We start from the raw sequence: 17,981 nt of genomic DNA on the forward strand, positions 1-17,981 counted from the left end.
AAATAATGACTACACTGACTATTAGCAGAAAACCGAAAGGCATTTACGGCATACCACAGAAAAAGACACAGACGACACAGCAGCTGGATAAAACCACATCAGCGCATAAAGTGATACCCGGCAATCAGAACGCACAGCAGAGCCGCAAACAGAAGCCCACAGGGGCGACACCGTGGCGGCATATGACCAAACGCCAGGGCAAAAACCGCAGGCGCGTTAACCGTCTTATTGAACTATGGCCTGAATTATTCAGCCTGGAATCACCGAAGCCGCTTAAGGTAGGAATATTTGAAGACCTGATACAGGATATTGCCGTCAGGGCGCTGGCTTTTGGGTCAGGGGCATTACGTGCGGCGCTAGCATCTTATGCTCATTCTCCGCGTTATTACCGTGCCTTAATGGCTGGTGGCGTGCGTTACGATCTGAATAGCCAGCCATGCGGCGAGGTGACACAACAGGAACAGCAGGACGCGGAAGCACGACTGATGGCACTGAAAGAGAAGCGCAAACGTAAGTCGAACAAGGAGCAAGCTGGCGTATGAGTATGATTCACGACAGCAAAGCGGAAGATCTGGAGGCTAAAGGCCTGTACCGGAGAGCGGCGGCCCGATGGGCTGAGGTCATGCAACAGGTGAACACCGATAAGGAGCGCGAACAGGCAGTAAAGCGTCGCGCGAAATGTATCCACAAGGCAGCACGTTCGCCCGTCATGCTGGATAATTTCGGGAGCTTGAGAGAGGCAGCACACCGCACACAGGCGGATATGGGGATAGAAATCGCAAAATCTGTCTGGCGGAACTACCAGACAGACAAGGTTTTATAGTGGCAGTTCTGCATTATTTTTTGTGTTATTGAGTTGTAGAGCGTTTCAGGAGTTTTTTGAATCACATGAACGTTTCGCTGGTGGATATTCTCGACAAGTTGCATCCAGGCCGACGCGTGCCAGCTCGCCGCAGTGCCTGGCATCTTCCGTACATCGTCTTTCTCGAACGGCGCGGAAACGATTTGATTGCGTTGAATCCCGTCACAGAGGATAGCGTTACGCTATCTCCTGAGAGCCTACTAGCCACAGACTGGGAGTACTGCTAAAAACAAACGCATCGAGGGTGCTGGCGTGTTGCCAGCCCCACCCCTCCGAAATGATCCCCCAAAAAGTGCAAAATGATCCCCCATCAACGAACAGAAAACAAACAAACAAAGAACAATAAATGAGCATTATTTGCAATTCTTGACAAAAGCGTCCCCTATTTATAACCCTATCAAGTTTAAAATTACATCTATAAAACAATAAGTTACAAAATCACCAACGGATCATTTCGGAAAAAACGGTTAGTGCCTTTTTCGAAAGGGGATCATTTTGTTGCTTAAACTCATATGCGGATTACATATCAATACACTAGTGATAGCCGTTCTTGAATGCCACAGAAACGCGCTGTAATCGATTCTGGCGCAATTAGCTGTGCTAGGTAATGATTTCCTATCTGGGGATGTTGCGCACGTCTGGATTGCGTTACCACCGAAGATTGTGCGCGTATGGTGGCTGTTACGGTGGCCTCCCGACAACGCAAAATTGCGGCGGCACTGTCGCTTTACCGCGCTAACACGGCTTGATTCACTCGCTCGACTTGTCCCACCTCCCCCCCCAACTTGTCCCAAAACAGCCTGGACTTGTCCCACCTTACCTAATTTATTTCTAACAAAATCAATTTGTTAGGTGCCAGTGGGACAGGCGGGACAGGTGGGACGGGTGGTTTTGTATATATATACGAAAAATTGCATTCAGGAGGGGGGGCGAAATTCCTGCAATCCATTACTTATGGAACTGTCCGCCCCGTCAAATTTTTACGCCCGCGCAATTAAAAAAATGCGTCACGCTGGTGGGCATGATGCCGATATGCTTGTCGGGTTCAGCTTTTAAGGCGGCTGTAGATGTCAGGTTATCCGTGCTTATCCACCAGCCAGCTTCATAGCGAATAGCCGGAAAATGATAACGGTTAAAGCTGTACATTTTTGCAGCAAATCATTTTAGTTATACGTTTGGATATACGATTTCAAAACTCAATTAATCTACATCTTTAAAATCATACAGTTGCAGGCTCAATTAAACTACTCTCGTGGACCAAAAATCCCAAGAAAAAATCAACCTTTACGGTTGGTTTTTTTTATATCTGCAATTAATTCGATAAACAGACCGTGACACATCACAGCCTGTTTATTTTTTGTTATCAGAACGTCCAGACCACACCCGCCTGAGTATTCCACGGCGATTCTACCCCTGCGCCATTGCCATAGCTGACTGACAAATGACCGCTTAACGTCGGGGTAAACGATGACCTTATCCCAGCCTGATAAACGCCACGGGTTCCAGCCACATCATTATTAAATTTGCCATCGTCATTAACTTTCACCTGGTTAGAATCGGCGTATTCCTGACGCACGGCGGCTTTCAGTCAGGGTTCCAGCGTCGTACCGTTTTGCAGGTCCATGTGATAGCTTACCGCCGTTCCCGCTTCAGCGCGTAATATCCGGGTATTTCCCACATCCGCGCGCATGCCGTTTGATAACGTGTAGTCCTGACCATCTGTGGTAAAGCCGGTAAAGGCCAGATAGGGTCTAACACTCCACAATCCGTCAACCCAACGGAACCCGCTCTCGACATGAGCACCCGCGCCGTTACTATTGTAATCGCCAAACGCTGTTGCCCCATTACTCATCTTGCAATGGATGGTGTTGGCAAAACGGTCAACTTTCACCACTCCATCAACATAGGCACCGTTCTGATGCTCCCAACCGGCATAAGCCCCCAGGGTATAGCTATCGACATTGCCTTTGCCGCCGCGATCAAAACCAATATCAGAATGAGAGTAACCAAAGAACAAGCCGCGAATTGTGCTGGTTTCTTCACGGGAGAAACGGCTATCGATACCGAGCGTCAGCCCGGTCAATGTTTGCTCAAAGCCAGCGCCCGCATCAGTGGTCACGTTGTTGCGGGTGTTAATTGCCGAACTCCACATCGCCGTATCGTAATTAACGCCTTTTACGCTACCAAGACGCTCACGCACGGTGTCCAGTTCTGCATCAAATACCAGCGGTTGTGCTGCCGCCATATTCAGCACATCAGTGGTTGAAGGGGTAATTTGCGCGCGATTCTCTGCCAAACTCCAGCTATGGTTGCCATTATCCAGCAAGGTATATTCATACGTACCGATATCAACAACGCCTCCGGCATTGCCCAACGTAAATGCAGCATCACCGCCGCCCGTTGTTACCAGTGTAAGGCTATCTCCTGCTGCCGGGCTGGCACCGGTGTCCGTCACGAATATTTTGAAATCACCTGTTGCCTGACCGGTGACGTTGAGCTGATCGCTCTGATGATTAGCCATATCGGTACGCATATAAAAATTGCCGTTTCCCGACAGGGTATTGGTGGTCAACGTAATGAAATTTTCCGCACTTGCCGTCACTGATGAACGAGTCACTGGCTCATCCATCATAATCACATTTGCGTCAGACATCGCAAGGTTGGCTAAGTTGAGGAGGGTGTTTTGGTTCGTCGTAGTGATATCGGCAATGATGGTCCATACGCTATTTTCGAGCGAAACGTCCGCTTTGCTGGTATCCACGGCACCATGCGTTCTAAAAGAAGCGCCCTCAGAAACCACTACCTTACCCACCAACATTGCGGGTGCATAATTTATTTGCGGCTTCATGACCTCAAGAATGCCATCATTCCCTCTGACTGAAACGTTAACCATTGTGCCAGCCCAGACGTTAGCGCGGCCATTGTTGATAACCATATTTTCAGAAATGGCTTTTGAGGAATACGTGATACTTCCATTCTGATCTGATCGACCGAGATCATATACCGCATTTGCCTGCACTTTCGTACCAGTATCCTTTCCCAGCGATTGCATAGTGGCATGCTCATCAAGGATAGTATCAATGGCCTGCGTGTCCTCCATAACAATGAGCCCGGAACCATCATCCAGTTCATAATTTTTTGACACACCATCTTTTATACTAAATTGGCCTTTACTGTTTGTACCACTCACTTCCAGCGCATTCGTTGAGACAATTAATTTTCCGCCTGCTTTTTTATCAACGCCAGTTACAGTCCCGCCATCCATAACCTCCAGTAAGCCGCCACTATCTACAGTAGTATTATAAGCGAAGTCATTTTCTTCAACTCGCAAACTTCCGCCGTTTTCCAACAGCATATTGTTAGCAATACCATTCTTGATTTCGAACTGACCGAGACGGTTTGTTCCGAATGCCTCCATGACCCGCGTGCTTGCTTTAATAGCACCGCCTGCTTTCTGATCTACCGCAATCGCTAATCCCCCCTCTTTAACCTCCAGTAATCCTCCCTTTTCGATAGCGGCAAGGACGGTAATCCCATCTTTTTCAACGATTAAGCGCCCGCCTTTAATCGTGGGATCATTCGCTGCGCCATAAACCTGTAGCACACCATTATTGAGGGTAGTCTGGTTTGCCGCGCCACCCATTTGAACAATTTGATAACCGTCATTTAATACTGAGTATTCTGCGGTACCATTCATTTCAATGTACTGATACCCTCCTTTAATTTCAGTATTACTACTTACACCAAATTCTTTTATATGCTGTTCTCCGCCAGGATTGATTTTCGTATTATTGGCGGTCCCATAAACCAGCTGGATATCTTTTTCCAGGACAACACCATCAACTGTCTCACCATACTCAACTGTTGATGCCAATGCTATGGGTGAATATAACGCTGTAGCCACCAGAACAGATATTGCGGAACGACAAAGAGAAACAGAACCAGATTGATGAATTGAGCTTTCATCCTATGAAATTAATTGCTGTTAAAAGCATTGGGTACGGAAAATACCCATAGCTCCATACCCGGAGTCAGTTTTTAAAAACTGTTTAAAGAAATGCACAAGTATTGTGATTGATTTTTTAGTTGTTTTTCTTGATGAGAAGCTGATGCAAAATTCCGTCTTTATAATGAAAATGATGCCAAAGCGAACGACAAGGTTGTAGTTTTCACTACATGTCCATACATAAAATGGGGTAACATTCACGCGCCTGGTAGCGTTACCAACGCTACGCTCAAACATAATGATTCTAATAAAACCTCAGGAGACTACTATGCCTGAAGCAACGCCTTTTCAGGTGATGATTGTGGATGATCATCCACTTATGCGACGCGGTGTTCGTCAGTTACTGGAGCTTGATCCTGGCTTTGAAGTGGTCGCCGAAGCGGGCGACGGCGCGAGCGCGATCGATCTGGCGAATAGACTGGATATCGACGTGATCTTGCTGGATCTCAATATGAAAGGTATGAGTGGCCTGGATACCCTCAATGCCTTGCGCAGGGATGGCGTTACCGCGCAAATTATTATCCTGACCGTATCCGATGCCTCCAGCGATGTCTTTGCGCTGATAGACGCAGGCGCAGACGGTTATCTGTTGAAAGACAGCGACCCGGAAGTATTGCTGGAAGCGATTCGTGCCGGAGCGAAAGGCAGCAAAGTCTTTAGCGAACGCGTCAATCAGTACTTACGTGAACGTGAAATGTTTGGCGCGGAAGAAGATCCCTTCAGCGTGCTGACGGAGCGCGAGCTGGATGTTCTGCACGAGCTGGCACAGGGGCTGTCAAATAAACAGATTGCCTCGGTATTGAATATTTCCGAGCAGACAGTAAAAGTACATATTCGCAATCTGCTGCGTAAACTCAATGTCCGCTCACGCGTGGCGGCCACCATTCTGTTCCTGCAACAACGCGGGGCACAATAAAAATAGCCCGATGGCATCACCATCGGGCCTCTTTTTATTTACTCTCCTGCAGCGACAAATGTTGCATCGCCTGCGCGATACTACGTTCAATCACCGCACGGCGAGTATCGTTGGCAGGTAAGAGTTTCAACATCATCTCCCACGCGGCAACGGCTTCGCCAAATCGCTGCTGCTCAAAGGCATTAAACGCATACATGCTTAGCACACGGATATTGCTATGGTCCGTTCTCACCAACTGGCGCAGCAGTTCGCCGCCGAGGCGGTTGTCGTTGGGATCAGATGAACGTGTCAACGCTTCAGCATAACCCAGTGCGGCATCACTGTTTTTCGGATCGAGGCGATACGCAGTAGCGTATGCATCGGTGGCGATACTGGCGTTACCCAGCGCCATGCCAACGCGGCCCAACATAATCCAGCCGTCTATATCTCCCGGATTTTTTTGCAGTTGAGTACGCATCCCCAGCGCAAGGCGCGACATCTCTTCTTCGTTGAGCGGATCGGCTTTCGGATCCAGCGCCCTGTCCAGCAACGCCGGAGCCTGTGCCGTGGCCTGCTGCCAGATTTTCACCTGTTGATAATTTCCGGTCTGGTAGTAGCTGACGCCAGCCACAATTAACGCCACCACAATGCCCGGCAAATAAGCGACATATCCGGCACGCTTACCTTCCGGCACGCTTTGTTCAGGAAACGCTTCCGGCACCACGCGTACCCGACGCCGCGAGCGGGCGTAAATGACCCAACCGCCAATGCCAATAGCCACTACTGGCAGCACCCACAGCAGCACGGTCAGCGGCGTTAACGGCGGATCGTAAGTGACGAAGTTGCCGTAACGCGCCACCATATAATCGACAATCTCTTTCTTACTTTTACCTTCCTGCATCAGTTCATACACTTTCTGGCGCAGGTCGGTGGCAATCATCGAGTTGGAATCGGCAATGCTGTTATTCTGGCATTTCGGGCAGCGCAGTTCTTCAGTGAGCTGACGGAACTGTTGTTCCTGTGCTTCATCTTTAAACTGCAACACGTCGATGGTCGCCAGCGCTGAGCCGGAGATCATCAGCATCAGCACGCCCAATAAAAACCTCATTGTGCGGCCTCCTTACTGTATTTCTCCCACAGCGGCTTGATCTCTTCTTCCCAGACGCGAGGATTGAGATCGCCCGCATGGCGATAGCGAATGATGCCGTTGCCGTCAATAAGGAACGTTTCTGGCGCGCCATAGACACCGAGATCCAGCCCTAACATGCCGTCGCCATCAAACAGGCTTAGCGCGTAAGGATTGCCCAGCTCTTTCAGCCAGCTGATTGCCTTCTGGCGATCGTCTTTATAGTTCATGCCGACCACGCGAATGCCCTGCGCTGAAAGCTGATTCAGATATTGATGTTCCGCACGGCAGGTCGGACACCAGGTCGCCCAGACGTTAAGCAGCACTGGTTTGCCCTGAGTCAGCACATCCGCCTGATAAAACTGCCCCGGATTGTCCAGTGATTCGAGACGAAACTTCGGCACAGGCTTGCCAATGAGCGCCGATTCCAGATTGGTCGGATCATCCCCTTCGACATTACGCGCCAGCTGCCACAGCAGCGCCGCGGCAATCGCCAGGAAGATAATCAACGGAATTAACAATACTTTGCGCTTCATACGGCCTCCGGCGCAGTTTTTTGCGGACTCACGCGCTTACGATAGCGAGGATCAAACAGACACAGTAGTCCGCCCAACGCCATCATCAGCCCGCCCGCCCAAATCCAGCGAACAAATGGTTTGTAGTAAAGACGCACGGCCCACGCGCCGTTTTCCAGCTCTTCACCGAGCGCGGCGTACAGGTCACGCGTGATGCCGCCGTCAATTGCCGCTTCGGTCATCATCGACCCGGCAGTGTTGTAATAACGTTTTTCCGCATACAGCACCGTTTCCGGCTTGCCATCGCGCGTTACGCCGATAGTCGCCACACCGCCACGCCAGTTCGGGCCAGTCACCTCTTTGACATCACGGAAGGTGAAGCGATATTCATGAATATCGACGCTATCGCCGGACTTCATGCGCACATCACGCTCAACGCTATAGTTCTGGCTAAAAGCAATGCCAACAATTGTCACTGCCAGCCCCAGGTGAGCCGCCACCATTCCCCAATAACTGAAGGTGGTTTTCGTGCCACGTGAAATACGCAGCGCAGCTTCCGCAATTGCCAGCACAGCAATCCAGCAGGCCATTGCCAGGCCGAGCACCGTCATCGCCACAACTTTGCTTTCGAACAGCCACGGCAGCAGCAGCGACAGCACCAGCGTTGAGATGAAGGCGATAATCAATAAATTGCGGATTTTACGTGGGCGATCGCGCCCCCAGCGCACCAGAGGACCGACACCAAGCAGCAGCGCAAACGGCACCATCAGCCAGGTAAACATGGTGTTGAAGAACGGTTCGCCAATCGAAATACTGCCCAGTCCCAGTTGCTTGTGCACCAGCGGCAGCAGCGTCCCCAGTAATACCACCAGCATCGCGGCGACCAGCAAAACGTTGTTCGCTAACAGCAGAGATTCCCGCGACCACAGCGCATTGTTTACGCGTGAGCGAACTTTGTGTCCACGCGCGGCAAACAGCAGCAGCGAACCACCAATCACCAGTACCATAAAGGCGAGGATAAACATACCGCGTGCCGGATCAGAGGCAAACGCGTGTACCGATACCAGCACGCCGGAACGCACCAGGAAAGTCCCCAGCAGACACAACGAGAAGGCACTGATTGCCAGCAGTAATGTCCACGCTTTGAAGCTGGCGCGTTGTTCAGTGACCGCCAGTGAGTGCATCAGCGCAGTCCCCACCAGCCACGGCATAAACGAGGCGTTTTCTACCGGATCCCAGAACCACCAGCCGCCCCAGCCGAGTTCGTAATAGGCCCATGCGGAACCGAGCACAATGCCGAGCGTCAAGAAGATCCACGCCGCCAGCGTCCACGGACGAGTAAAACGCGCATAAGTGCTGTCCAGACGCCCGCACAACAAAGAAGCAATGGCAAAAGCAAACGCCACCGAGAAACCCACGTACCCCATATAAAGCAGAGGCGGATGGAAGATCAGCCCCGGATCCTGTAACAGCGGGTTAAGATCGCGCCCTTCAATCGGGAAGTTCGGCAGCGTGCGTGAGAATGGGTTAGAGGTAAAGAGAATGAACAGCAAAAAGCCGACGCTGACCATCCCCATTATCGCCAGTACGCGGGCCACAATATCCAGCGGAATACGCTGACTAAAAATCGCCACCGCAAAGGTCCAGCCGCTCATCAGCAGCACCCACAGCAGGAGCGAGCCTTCATGCGCGCCCCAGGTAGCCGCCACGCGATACCACACCGGAAGCTGGGTATTGGAGTTGCTGGCAACATAGGTGACGGTAAAGTCGTTGACCACGAAAGCATTGACCAGCACCAGAAATGCGCCAGCCACAGACATAAACAGCAGCCAGGCAAACAAGCGGGAAGACGCCATCATGCGCGCATCTCCGCGCGCCACGCCCCATAGCGGATACACGGACAGCAGCAGCGCAATCCCTAACGCCAGGCACAGCAGCCCGTTTCCAATTTCCGGCATCATGATGCTGGGTCCTTATAAACACTCGCCGGGCGACGGTGGTTAGCTTCCATCGCTTTCTCAACTTCTGGCGGCGTGTAGTTTTCGTCGTGTTTCGCCAGCACTTCTTTCGCGAGGATATGATTGCCTTTTTCCAGCTCGCCCTGCACCACAACGCCCTGCCCTTCACGGAACAGATCCGGCAAAATGCCTTGGTAAGAGACATCCACTGAGCCTTCAGCATCGTAAATAGTGAAGGTCACTTTCAGCGAATTGGGATCGCGCTGCACACTACCCGGCATCACCATCCCGCCAACGCGCAGACGCTGCCCGACTTCCGGCATTTGCTGAGTTTCACGCTTGCCGTAGAGAATTTCCCCCGGCGTATAAAAGAGATCGATATTCGAGCGCAGCGCATATAGCACCAGACCGATAGTCAGCGCCAGCCCTGCCAACACGGCACAGGCAATCCACAAGCGGTTTTTACGGCGAATATTCATGCAGCCTCCTGCTGTTGCGCAGCACGTAAACGCGCCTCACGCGCCCGCTGTTGCGCCACACCACGCAGAATTGCGCGATGCTGCATCACCGAGTGCACGACCAAAACCACCAGCGGAATAACGGTCATCACCACCGCCAGCCAGACAAAAAAGGCGTAACCGCCCATTGCGAAAAATTCATTCCAGGAAGCAAATGCAGGGGTCATTTACGGCCTCTTTTCAGTATCAGTTCACTCACCCACGGACGGCGTTTTTCCATCAGCAAAATCAAATTACGCATCCGCATCAGCGTCAGCGTGGCAGACAGCAGCAGGAAGCCAAAAATCGACCAGCGCAGCGGCGAACGCATCGCCGGATCGATACTTTGCTGCATCCGCGTTGATCCCTGATGCAGGGTGTTCCACCACTCCACGGAGTAATGAATAATCGGCAGATTCACCACGCCAATCAGCACCAGGATACCTGCCGCACGGCCCGCCAGACGGCGGTCGTCGAAGGCGTGCCACAGGGCAATCACACCCACATACAAAAACAGCAGCACCAGTTCAGAAGTCAGACGTGCATCCCATACCCACCAGGTGCCCCACATCGGTTTTCCCCATGCAGAGCCGGTAACCAGGGCAATAAAGGTAAACACGGCACCAATGGGGGCCATCGCCGCCACCGCCAGGTTGGCCATTTTCATCTGCCAGACAAGGCCAATAAAAGCCGCCACCGCCATTGATGCATAAATGCCCATCGACCAGATCGCCGCAGGCACATGCAGGTAGATAATGCGGTAGCTATTTCCCTGCTGATAATCAGCCGGAGCAAAGCCGAATCCCCAGATCCAGCCGACGGTAAGCACGACCACACTGGCAATTGCCAGCCACGGTATAAACCAGCCACAGATTTGATACAGCCGTGGTGGGATCGCCAGTTGATGCAGTGTTTTCCACATAGTTTCGATACCAGACTCGAACAAAAATCAGTAATCCAGCGTTATTGAATGCTGATTCGTAACGCTGCCGCCGTCGCAAAAGGACTTAATGTCGCGGTGCCTGCCAGCAACGCGCCTAAAATTGCCAGATACCCGTCAACGGGCAAATGCATGGAAGCCGCGTCCATCGCGGCGGTGGCAAAGATGAGTAATGGGATAGTCAGCGGTAACACCAGTATGCTGAGCAGCACACCACCGCGCTTAAGTCCCACAGTCAACGCCACACCCGGTGCACCGAGAAAGCCAAGCGTAGGCGTTCCCAGCAGCAGCGTCAGCGCCATCACTTGCCAGCCATAAACATCCATTCCCAGTAGCATTGCTACCAGTGGCGAAAGGATGAGTAACGGCAGACCGGTTACCATCCAGTGCGCCATCACCTTCGCCAGCACAACGGCGGGCAAGGGTAACGGCAACAACATCAATTGTTCAAGACTGCCGTCCTGCAAATCGTCACGGAACAGTCGTTCCAGCGCCAGCAAGGATGAAAGCAGCGCAGCAACCCAGATAATGCCCGGTGCAATACGCGCCAGCAGTTGCGGCTCCGGACCGATACTGAGCGGAAAAAGGGTAATTACAATCAGGAAGAACCACAGCGGGTTGGCGATTTCGGCGCTATGGCGAAACGCTACGCGCAGCTCAAGACGGAAAATGCGCCAGAACATCATGCGGCCCCCGTTTGCGTCAGTGAAATGCGGCGAATTTTACTTTCAGCAACGTTGAGCGGCTGGTGGGTAGTCAGAATCACAATCCCCCCCTGCTCCGTATGCTGCGCCATACGCTGGGTCAGACGATCGACGCCGTTAACGTCAATCGCGGTAAAAGGCTCGTCGAGGATCCATAACGTGGCACGGGTCAGCCACAGACGCGCTAAAGCGACGCGGCGTTGTTGCCCGGCAGAAAGTTGATTTACCGGAATATCTTCGAATCCGGCAAGCCCGGCCTGCGCCAGGGCTTCCAGACATTGTGCGGCATCGCCATCGCGATGATAAAAGTGCAGATTTTCTAACGCCGTCAGCCGGGTTTTGATCCCCGGCTGATGGCCTATCCATAACAGGTTTTGATGGTAGCTGTCGCGTACCTGATGCAAGGGCTGCCCTTGCCAGAGAACCTCGCCAGCGTCAGGGCGAGACAACCCAGTCAGCAAACGGAGAAGCGTTGTCTTCCCCGCGCCGTTGCTACCGGTGATTTGTACCCACTCTCCTGCGTTCAGCGTAAATGACAAGCCACTAAATAAGGTTCGTTCATCCCGCTCACAAAGTAACTCTCTGGCTTCAAGCATACCCACGCAATAACCCTGTTAAAAACCTGGCTCGACTTCACGCATATCGGGCAGCTTGTGCGCTATCCCTTTATGGCAATCAATACAGGTTTGCCCATCTTTCACCGCCTGGTCATGCATCTTCGCGGCAACCGATTTCTGGGCGGTTGTATCCATATACTCGAAGTTGTGACAGTTACGGCACTCCTGCGAGTTATTGTCCTTCATGCGCCGCCACTCATTCTGTGCCATCGTCAGACGATGAGCTTCAAATTTCTGCGGCGTGTCAATAACGCCAAAAATTTTACCATACAGCTCTTTACTTGCTTTGAGCTTGCGTATCATCTTCGGCACAAACTCGTGCGGAACGTGACAATCCGGACAGGTCGCACGGACGCCGCTACGGTTGTTGTAGTGCACGGAATCCATGTATTCCTGATACACCGTGTTGCGCATTTCGTGGCAGCTAATGCAGAACTCTTCGGTATTGGCTTTTTCCATCCCGGTGTTAAAGCCACCCCAGAAGACGATGCCGCCAACAAAACCGATCAACAGCAGCGTCCCCAGCGCCAGACGGCTGGGGGTACGCCACCATTTCCACAGGCGCTTAATCAGACCAGGCTTACGGTCAGAATTTCCCATAATAACCTCTTATTTCCCGTAACCTTTTGATGGGGTAAAGGTATTCCCCACGATTGGCGCGGTATCGGCCTGCGGTACGTGACATTGCAGACAGAAATAACGACGCGGAGCCACTTCCGCGCCCACTTTGCCGTCGCTGTCCATAAAGTGAGTAGGACTGATACGCGGCGCGCCAGTGGTGCGATAACTTTCGACACCGTGGCACTGCAAGCAGCGGTTGGTATTGGTCGTTACCTGATAACCTTCAACGCTATGCGGGATCATTGGCGGCTGATTCACATAGTTCAGCGGCATCCGTTCCTGCTCTTTTGGCATCCGAATGGCCCCTTCCTGTGTCCCGGATACTTCCGGCGACTGGCTAAAATCGACGCCATTAGCCGCCCAAACCGCGCCGCTTACCACCAGGGCCAGCATCGCCGTCCATTGACACAGCGCTTTCTTCAGGTCATGGCTTTTCATGATTTCGCTCCCGAACTCCATCGTGTAGTTATTGTAAATACATCCTCAGAACAGACATCCACGCAGCGACCGCACGTCATGCAATCGCGGCTGGTGACCTGCACCGGGCTTTGTTCATCCAGCACCGGGGCACGTAGCACATGCGGTTCCGGGCAAACATGAAAACAATCCATACAGCGGTTACATTTCTGCCGATCGGTGGCCGCAACGGTAATCACACCTTTGCTACCCAGCACGCCATACAGCGCGCCAACCGGACAAATGTGCCCGCACCAGCCGTGTTCAACGACCAGTAGATCAAATAAAAACAGCGCGAGAATAAGCAGCGCGCCGCTGCCGAAGCCCATTACCAGGCTGCGCCCCATCAGAGATACGGGGTTGATCCATTCCCAGATGAGCGTGCCAGTTAAGGCCGATCCCAGCAGAATGACCACCAACAGCACGTAGCGAATGTGGCGAGGGATCGTCGCAGACTGATTGAGGTCAAAGCGCCTGCGTAACCAGTTCGCTAAGTCGGTAATCGGGTTCAGCGGGCAGACCCAGCTGCAAAATAATCGCTTTCCCGCCAGGGCGTAGAGCACGGTGATAATCACCGCACCGGTCAACGCCACCGTGGCAGGCAGATGACCACTGGCAAGACTTTGCAGCGTCATCAGCGGATCGGTCAGCGGAACGGTGTCGAATAACAGGCTACTGCTGTAGTTACCGTGTAAGATCCACACACCAAACCACGGACCGCTCAAAAACATCCCCAGCACGAAGAACTGACAAAGGCGACGTAACACCAGCCAACGGTGACTGCGCCACCAGCCTTTTTTCTCCAGCGCCTCGCGCCCGGCGTCACGTTTACGATTTGCCATTGTTCCCCTCCAGCCAACCGAAGCGGTAATGGTGACCTAACTCCCCTTTCGCCAGTGACAGCGGTAACACCTTGATTGCCGGTTGTTCCAGCACGCATACTTTTTCGCACTTACCGCAACCGGTACAGGCGTCGCTGTGAACCGTCGGCAGAAAGCGGGCGTGCTTACCGGTACGCGTGTTGCGCTCCAGCTCCAGGGTGATGGCCTCATCAATTTTCGGGCATTCGCGATAACAAACATCGCAGCGCAGCCCCTGAAAGTTGAGACAGTTTTCCTGGTCCACCAGTACCGCCAGCCCCATCCGCGCGTCGTCGATCGATTCAATCTCACGATCCAGCGCACCGCTTGGGCACACTTTGGCGCACGGAATGTCCTCACACATTTCGCAAGGAATATCCCGTGCGACAAAATATGGCGTGCCCGCCGACAGACCAGAGGCCAGCGTCGCCAGTTTTAAGGTGTCGTAAGGGCAAGCCTGAACACACTGACCGCAACGCACACAGGCACTGGCAAAGGCGTTCTCGTTTATGGCTCCGGGCGGGCGCAACCGCACGCCAGATGCGCGTGCGGTTTGCTGTTGTAACCCCAGCGCCACACCCACGGCAGCCAGCCCGCCTGCTGTGCGAACGACATCGCGCAGAAAGCGGCGGCGACCATTTTGAGGTTTCGCTGACCGGGACATAATGGCTTACACCTTCTCCAGTTTGACTGCGCACTTCTTGAAGTCCGTCTCTTTCGAGAGCGGATCGGTCGCATCCAGCGTCAGTTTGTTAACCAGCTGTGCGGCGTCGAAGAACGGCATGTACACCAGGCCCTGTGGCGGACGGTTACGACCGCGCGTTTCAACAATCGAGATCACTTCGCCACGGCGAGAAACCACTTTCACTTTGTCGCCACGGCGCAGATCGCGCGCTTTCGCATCCAGCGGGTGAATAAACAAGACCGCTTCCGGGAAGGCGCGGTGCAGTTCCGGCACACGGCGAGTCATACTGCCGGTGTGCCAGTGCTCCAGAACGCGTCCGGTAGAGAGCCACAGGTCGTACTCTTCATCCGGTGCTTCCGCCGCCGGTTCGAACGGCAGTGCGAAGATCACCGCTTTGCCATCCGGTTTACCGTAGAACTTATAGCCTTCGCCCGCTTTCACGTACGGGTCGTTACCTTCGCTGTAACGCCACTGTGTTTCTTTACCGTTCACCACCGGCCAGCGCAGACCGCGCGCTTTGTGGTAGTCATCGAACGGCGCGAGATCGTGACCGTGACCGCGACCAAACCATGCGTACTCTTCGAACAGCCCTTTTTGCAGATAGAAGCCCAGCTCGCGGGATTCATCGTTCAGCTGATCTTCCGCCAGTTCGGATACCGGGAATTTGCTCACTTCGGGGGTGGCATACAGAACTTCGTACAGCGTTTTGCCACGCAGTTCCGGTTTCTTCGCCAGCAGCTCTTCCGGCCATACTTCTTCAGTTTTGAAGCGGCGGGAGAACTGGACTAACTGCCAGAGATCCGATTTCGCTTCGCCTGGCGCCTGTACCTGCTGACGCCAGAACTGAGTACGGCGTTCGGCGTTACCGTAAGCGCCCTCTTTCTCTACCCACATTGCGGTCGGCAGGATCAAGTCGGCGGCCAGCGCACTGACTGTCGGATACGGATCGGAGACGATGATGAAGTTGCGCGGATCGCGCCAGCCCGGCATACGCTCTTCATTGATGTTCGGCCCGGCCTGCATGTTGTTGGTACACATGGTCCAGTAAACATTCAGCTTGCCGTCTTTCAGCGCACGGTCTTGTGCCACCGCGTGCAGACCGATTTTCGCCGGAATGGTGCCGCTCGGGATATTCCACTTCTTCTCACAGATATCACGGTGTTTCTCGTTAGTCACCACCATGTCCGCAGGCAGACGGTGAGCAAAGGTGCCCACTTCACGCGCAGTACCACACGCAGAAGGTTGCCCGGTCAGGGAGAACGGACCGCAACCCGGCTGGGAAATTTTGCCGGTCAGCAGGTGCAGGTTGTAGACCAGGTTGTTGGCCCACACACCACGGGTATGCTGGTTGAAGCCCATCGTCCAGTAGGAGATGACTTTCTTGTTCGGATCGGCATACAGCTGCGCCAGTTGTTCTAACTGGTCTTTCGGCACGCCGGTCATTTCAGCGGTTTTTTCCAGCGTATACTCAGCAACGAAGGCTTTGTAATCTTCAAAGCTCATCGGTTCGGAGGCGTCAGAACCCGGATTCTTCGCTGCTTTTTCCAGCGGATGGGTCGGACGTAAACCGTAGCCGATGTCCGTCGCCCCTTTGCGCAGGTTAACGTGCTTGCTGAAGAAGTCCTGATTTATCGCATTGTTTTGAATGATATAGTTGGCGATGTAGTTCAGGATCACCAGGTCAGATTGCGGCGTAAAGATGATGCCGTTATCCGCCAGCTCGAAGCTACGATGCTGGTAGGTAGAAAGCACCGCCACGGTGACGTTCTGGTTAGAGAGACGACGGTTAGTGATGCGTGACCAGAGGATCGGGTGCATCTCCGCCATGTTAGCGCCCCACAGCACAAACGCGTCAGCCTGCTCGATGTCGTCATAGCAGCCCATCGGCTCATCCATACCAAAGGTACGCATAAAGCCAACTACTGCCGACGCCATACAGTGACGTGCGTTCGGGTCGATGTTGTTCGAACGGAAGCCCGCTTTGAACAGCTTGGACGCGGCATAACCTTCCCAGATAGTCCACTGACCAGAACCGAACATACCGATCGATTCCGGTCCTTTTTCTTTCAGGGCGGTTTTGAATTTCTCTTCCATCACATCGAAGGCCTGATCCCAGGTGATTGGGGTAAATTCGCCTTCTTTGTCATATTTACCGTTTTTCATACGCAGCAGCGGCTGCGTCAAACGGTCTTTACCGTACATGATCTTGGGCAGGAAATAGCCCTTAATGCAGTTCAGGCCACGGTTAACCGGTGCGTCCGGGTCGCCCTGACAGGCCACCACACGCCCCTGCTGCGTTCCGACCAGAACGCCGCAACCAGTACCGCAGAAACGGCACGGCGCTTTATCCCATTTAATGGCTTCCTGCTGACCAACAACGGCGCGGGCAACGCCCGGCACGCTGAGACCGGCAGCCGCCGCAGCGGCCGCAACGGCGTTAGCTTTCATAAAGCTACGACGACTGAGTTTCATGGTGTTTCCTCACCTTGCTCTTCCTGCTGGTGATAAACCAGCGACACCGCCAGCACGCCCTCTACGTTGCGTACTGACTCAATGGTTTGGATCAGCGTTTCGCTGTCTTCTGCTTCCACCACCACAATCAACTGACCGCTCGGCGCGTCGCTGACAGCAACTTCACAGCCGGGAAAGGCGTTCAGTTGGGTGCTGATGTCTGAAATTCGTTCGCTTTTGGCCTGCACGACCAGGCTGCAAACTTGCCAGTTAGTGTGCATGGAGATACTCCGCAGTTATGGCTGATACCGGACAGCTGGCTGCACATGCTCCACATCCGTTGCAAAGTTGGCTATTAAGTTGCGGCTGGTAGATTCCGGAGAGCGTCGGGCGAAAGATAATTGCCATTGGCTCACAGCTATCCTGACAGCGGCGGCATTCAACTGACTGATACGCCAGGCACGCGTCCCCAATGGTGAACTGCAAATCCCAGGCCCTGGTGTGGCGCGGAGAAAATAGCGATTCGGGGCAAGCCTGCGCGCAGGCGTAACAGAAGCTGCACTCGTTATTTTTGAAATTAACGCTCGGATAGCCGCCCGCGCCGCGTTGCAGAATGTTGTTTTCACAAGCATTAATACAGGCGTCGCAACGGGTGCAATGGGTCAGAAAATGAGATTCATCACCGGACCAGGGTGGACGGATACCGTTACTGGCTTTGCGCCAGCGACCAGTGAGTATGCCCCGACGGGATGCATCAATCTTCACATTGACCTTCCATCATTAACGCG

General features: G+C 53.2%; 18 protein-coding genes and 1 pseudogene. 3 read left to right on the top strand and 16 right to left on the bottom strand.

Annotated features, from left to right (window positions below; translation table 11 throughout):
• Positions 1-5 precede the first annotated feature (5 nt).
• Both FTE26_RS17050 and FTE26_RS17055 read left to right on the top strand, forming a co-directional pair.
• The gene (locus FTE26_RS17050; RefSeq protein ID WP_046081798.1) at positions 6-542 is read left to right on the top strand and encodes a ProQ/FINO family protein; all 537 of its coding nucleotides are present in this window, start codon (positions 6-8) and stop codon (positions 540-542) included.
• Between the two features lie 2 nt (positions 543-544).
• Positions 545-823 (top strand): PerC family transcriptional regulator, encoded by a 279-nt coding sequence (locus tag FTE26_RS17055; protein ID WP_024169836.1) that lies wholly within the window; start codon positions 545-547, stop codon positions 821-823.
• A 1,402-nt stretch (positions 824-2,225) separates the two neighbouring features.
• Here FTE26_RS17055 and yejO read toward each other — a convergent pair.
• A pseudogene (gene yejO / locus FTE26_RS17060) lies at positions 2,226-4,817 on the bottom strand (autotransporter YejO).
• A 319-nt stretch (positions 4,818-5,136) separates the two neighbouring features.
• Here yejO and narP point away from each other — a divergent pair.
• Complete coding sequence (gene narP / locus FTE26_RS17065) at positions 5,137-5,784, top strand: nitrate/nitrite response regulator protein NarP (RefSeq protein WP_001113637.1); 648 nt, start codon at positions 5,137-5,139, stop codon at positions 5,782-5,784.
• Positions 5,785-5,818: 34 nt separating this feature from the next.
• Here the strand turns inward: narP and ccmH are convergent, their stop codons facing one another.
• Genes ccmH through napF form a run of 15 tightly spaced genes read right to left on the bottom strand, consistent with a single transcriptional unit; the run spans position 5,819 to position 17,958 of the window.
• Entirely contained in the window at positions 5,819-6,871 is a 1,053-nt protein-coding gene (gene ccmH, locus FTE26_RS17070; RefSeq protein ID WP_001211566.1) for a cytochrome c-type biogenesis thiol:disulfide oxidoreductase CcmH, read from the bottom strand.
• Complete coding sequence (gene dsbE, locus FTE26_RS17075) at positions 6,868-7,425, bottom strand: thiol:disulfide interchange protein DsbE (RefSeq protein ID WP_000824455.1); 558 nt, start codon at positions 7,423-7,425, stop codon at positions 6,868-6,870. Before dsbE ends, ccmH begins: the two co-directional genes overlap by 4 nt.
• Entirely contained in the window at positions 7,422-9,365 is a 1,944-nt protein-coding gene (gene ccmF / locus FTE26_RS17080) for a cytochrome c-type biogenesis heme lyase CcmF (RefSeq protein WP_000982426.1), read from the bottom strand. The genes dsbE and ccmF overlap by 4 nt, the downstream gene beginning before the upstream one ends.
• On the bottom strand, positions 9,362-9,841 hold the full coding sequence (gene ccmE, locus FTE26_RS17085; RefSeq protein ID WP_001026422.1) for a cytochrome c maturation protein CcmE: 480 nt from the start codon (positions 9,839-9,841) through the stop codon (positions 9,362-9,364). The genes ccmF and ccmE overlap by 4 nt, the downstream gene beginning before the upstream one ends.
• Complete coding sequence (gene ccmD, locus FTE26_RS17090) at positions 9,838-10,047, bottom strand: heme exporter protein CcmD (protein ID WP_000186540.1); 210 nt, start codon at positions 10,045-10,047, stop codon at positions 9,838-9,840. Before ccmD ends, ccmE begins: the two co-directional genes overlap by 4 nt.
• Positions 10,044-10,781 (bottom strand): heme exporter protein CcmC, encoded by a 738-nt coding sequence (gene ccmC, locus FTE26_RS17095; RefSeq protein ID WP_001295447.1) that lies wholly within the window; start codon positions 10,779-10,781, stop codon positions 10,044-10,046. The genes ccmD and ccmC overlap by 4 nt, the downstream gene beginning before the upstream one ends.
• Before the next feature lie 41 nt (positions 10,782-10,822).
• Positions 10,823-11,485: a heme exporter protein CcmB gene (gene ccmB, locus FTE26_RS17100; RefSeq protein WP_000971730.1), complete on the bottom strand. Its 663-nt coding sequence runs from the start codon at positions 11,483-11,485 to the stop codon at positions 10,823-10,825.
• On the bottom strand, positions 11,482-12,105 hold the full coding sequence (gene ccmA, locus FTE26_RS17105) for a cytochrome c biogenesis heme-transporting ATPase CcmA (RefSeq protein ID WP_000525576.1): 624 nt from the start codon (positions 12,103-12,105) through the stop codon (positions 11,482-11,484). The genes ccmB and ccmA overlap by 4 nt, the downstream gene beginning before the upstream one ends.
• A gap of 12 nt (positions 12,106-12,117) precedes the next feature.
• The gene (gene napC / locus FTE26_RS17110; RefSeq protein ID WP_000528376.1) at positions 12,118-12,720 is read right to left on the bottom strand and encodes a cytochrome c-type protein NapC; all 603 of its coding nucleotides are present in this window, start codon (positions 12,718-12,720) and stop codon (positions 12,118-12,120) included.
• Between the two features lie 9 nt (positions 12,721-12,729).
• Positions 12,730-13,179, bottom strand: a complete 450-nt coding sequence (gene napB / locus FTE26_RS17115; protein ID WP_000835177.1) for a nitrate reductase cytochrome c-type subunit — start codon at positions 13,177-13,179, stop codon at positions 12,730-12,732.
• A complete protein-coding gene (gene napH, locus FTE26_RS17120) occupies positions 13,176-14,039 on the bottom strand; it encodes a quinol dehydrogenase ferredoxin subunit NapH (protein ID WP_000013506.1) in 864 nt (287 codons plus the stop codon). Before napH ends, napB begins: the two co-directional genes overlap by 4 nt.
• Positions 14,026-14,721, bottom strand: coding sequence for a ferredoxin-type protein NapG (napG, locus tag FTE26_RS17125; RefSeq protein WP_000091291.1), 696 nt, complete (start codon positions 14,719-14,721; stop codon positions 14,026-14,028). The genes napH and napG overlap by 14 nt, the downstream gene beginning before the upstream one ends.
• Before the next feature lie 6 nt (positions 14,722-14,727).
• Complete coding sequence (gene napA, locus FTE26_RS17130) at positions 14,728-17,214, bottom strand: periplasmic nitrate reductase subunit alpha (RefSeq protein ID WP_000778067.1); 2,487 nt, start codon at positions 17,212-17,214, stop codon at positions 14,728-14,730.
• Positions 17,211-17,474 (bottom strand): chaperone NapD, encoded by a 264-nt coding sequence (gene napD, locus FTE26_RS17135; RefSeq protein ID WP_000557378.1) that lies wholly within the window; start codon positions 17,472-17,474, stop codon positions 17,211-17,213. Before napD ends, napA begins: the two co-directional genes overlap by 4 nt.
• Positions 17,464-17,958 (bottom strand): ferredoxin-type protein NapF, encoded by a 495-nt coding sequence (napF, locus tag FTE26_RS17140; RefSeq protein ID WP_000686723.1) that lies wholly within the window; start codon positions 17,956-17,958, stop codon positions 17,464-17,466. The genes napD and napF overlap by 11 nt, the downstream gene beginning before the upstream one ends.
• Between the last annotated feature and the right edge of the window lie 23 nt (positions 17,959-17,981).

The organism is Escherichia sp. S10b (assembly GCF_028421345.1).
GTDB lineage: Bacteria > Pseudomonadota > Gammaproteobacteria > Enterobacterales > Enterobacteriaceae > ECMA0423.

Coding starts and splice junctions, on each gene's coding strand:
- ccmD (WP_000186540.1), bottom strand. CDS start 10,047: ATGACCCCTGCATTTGCTTCCTGGAATGAATTTTTCGCAATGGGCGGT.
- ccmC (WP_001295447.1), bottom strand. CDS start 10,781: ATGTGGAAAACACTGCATCAACTGGCGATCCCACCACGGCTGTATCAA.
- dsbE (WP_000824455.1), bottom strand. CDS start 7,425: ATGAAGCGCAAAGTATTGTTAATTCCGTTGATTATCTTCCTGGCGATT.
- narP (WP_001113637.1), top strand. CDS start 5,137: ATGCCTGAAGCAACGCCTTTTCAGGTGATGATTGTGGATGATCATCCA.
- napB (WP_000835177.1), bottom strand. CDS start 13,179: ATGAAAAGCCATGACCTGAAGAAAGCGCTGTGTCAATGGACGGCGATG.
- napA (WP_000778067.1), bottom strand. CDS start 17,214: ATGAAACTCAGTCGTCGTAGCTTTATGAAAGCTAACGCCGTTGCGGCC.
- ccmE (WP_001026422.1), bottom strand. CDS start 9,841: ATGAATATTCGCCGTAAAAACCGCTTGTGGATTGCCTGTGCCGTGTTG.
- FTE26_RS17050 (WP_046081798.1), top strand. CDS start 6: ATGACTACACTGACTATTAGCAGAAAACCGAAAGGCATTTACGGCATA.
- ccmH (WP_001211566.1), bottom strand. CDS start 6,871: ATGAGGTTTTTATTGGGCGTGCTGATGCTGATGATCTCCGGCTCAGCG.
- napD (WP_000557378.1), bottom strand. CDS start 17,474: ATGCACACTAACTGGCAAGTTTGCAGCCTGGTCGTGCAGGCCAAAAGC.
- FTE26_RS17055 (WP_024169836.1), top strand. CDS start 545: ATGATTCACGACAGCAAAGCGGAAGATCTGGAGGCTAAAGGCCTGTAC.
- napG (WP_000091291.1), bottom strand. CDS start 14,721: ATGTCCCGGTCAGCGAAACCTCAAAATGGTCGCCGCCGCTTTCTGCGC.
- ccmB (WP_000971730.1), bottom strand. CDS start 11,485: ATGATGTTCTGGCGCATTTTCCGTCTTGAGCTGCGCGTAGCGTTTCGC.
- napH (WP_000013506.1), bottom strand. CDS start 14,039: ATGGCAAATCGTAAACGTGACGCCGGGCGCGAGGCGCTGGAGAAAAAA.
- napC (WP_000528376.1), bottom strand. CDS start 12,720: ATGGGAAATTCTGACCGTAAGCCTGGTCTGATTAAGCGCCTGTGGAAA.
- ccmF (WP_000982426.1), bottom strand. CDS start 9,365: ATGATGCCGGAAATTGGAAACGGGCTGCTGTGCCTGGCGTTAGGGATT.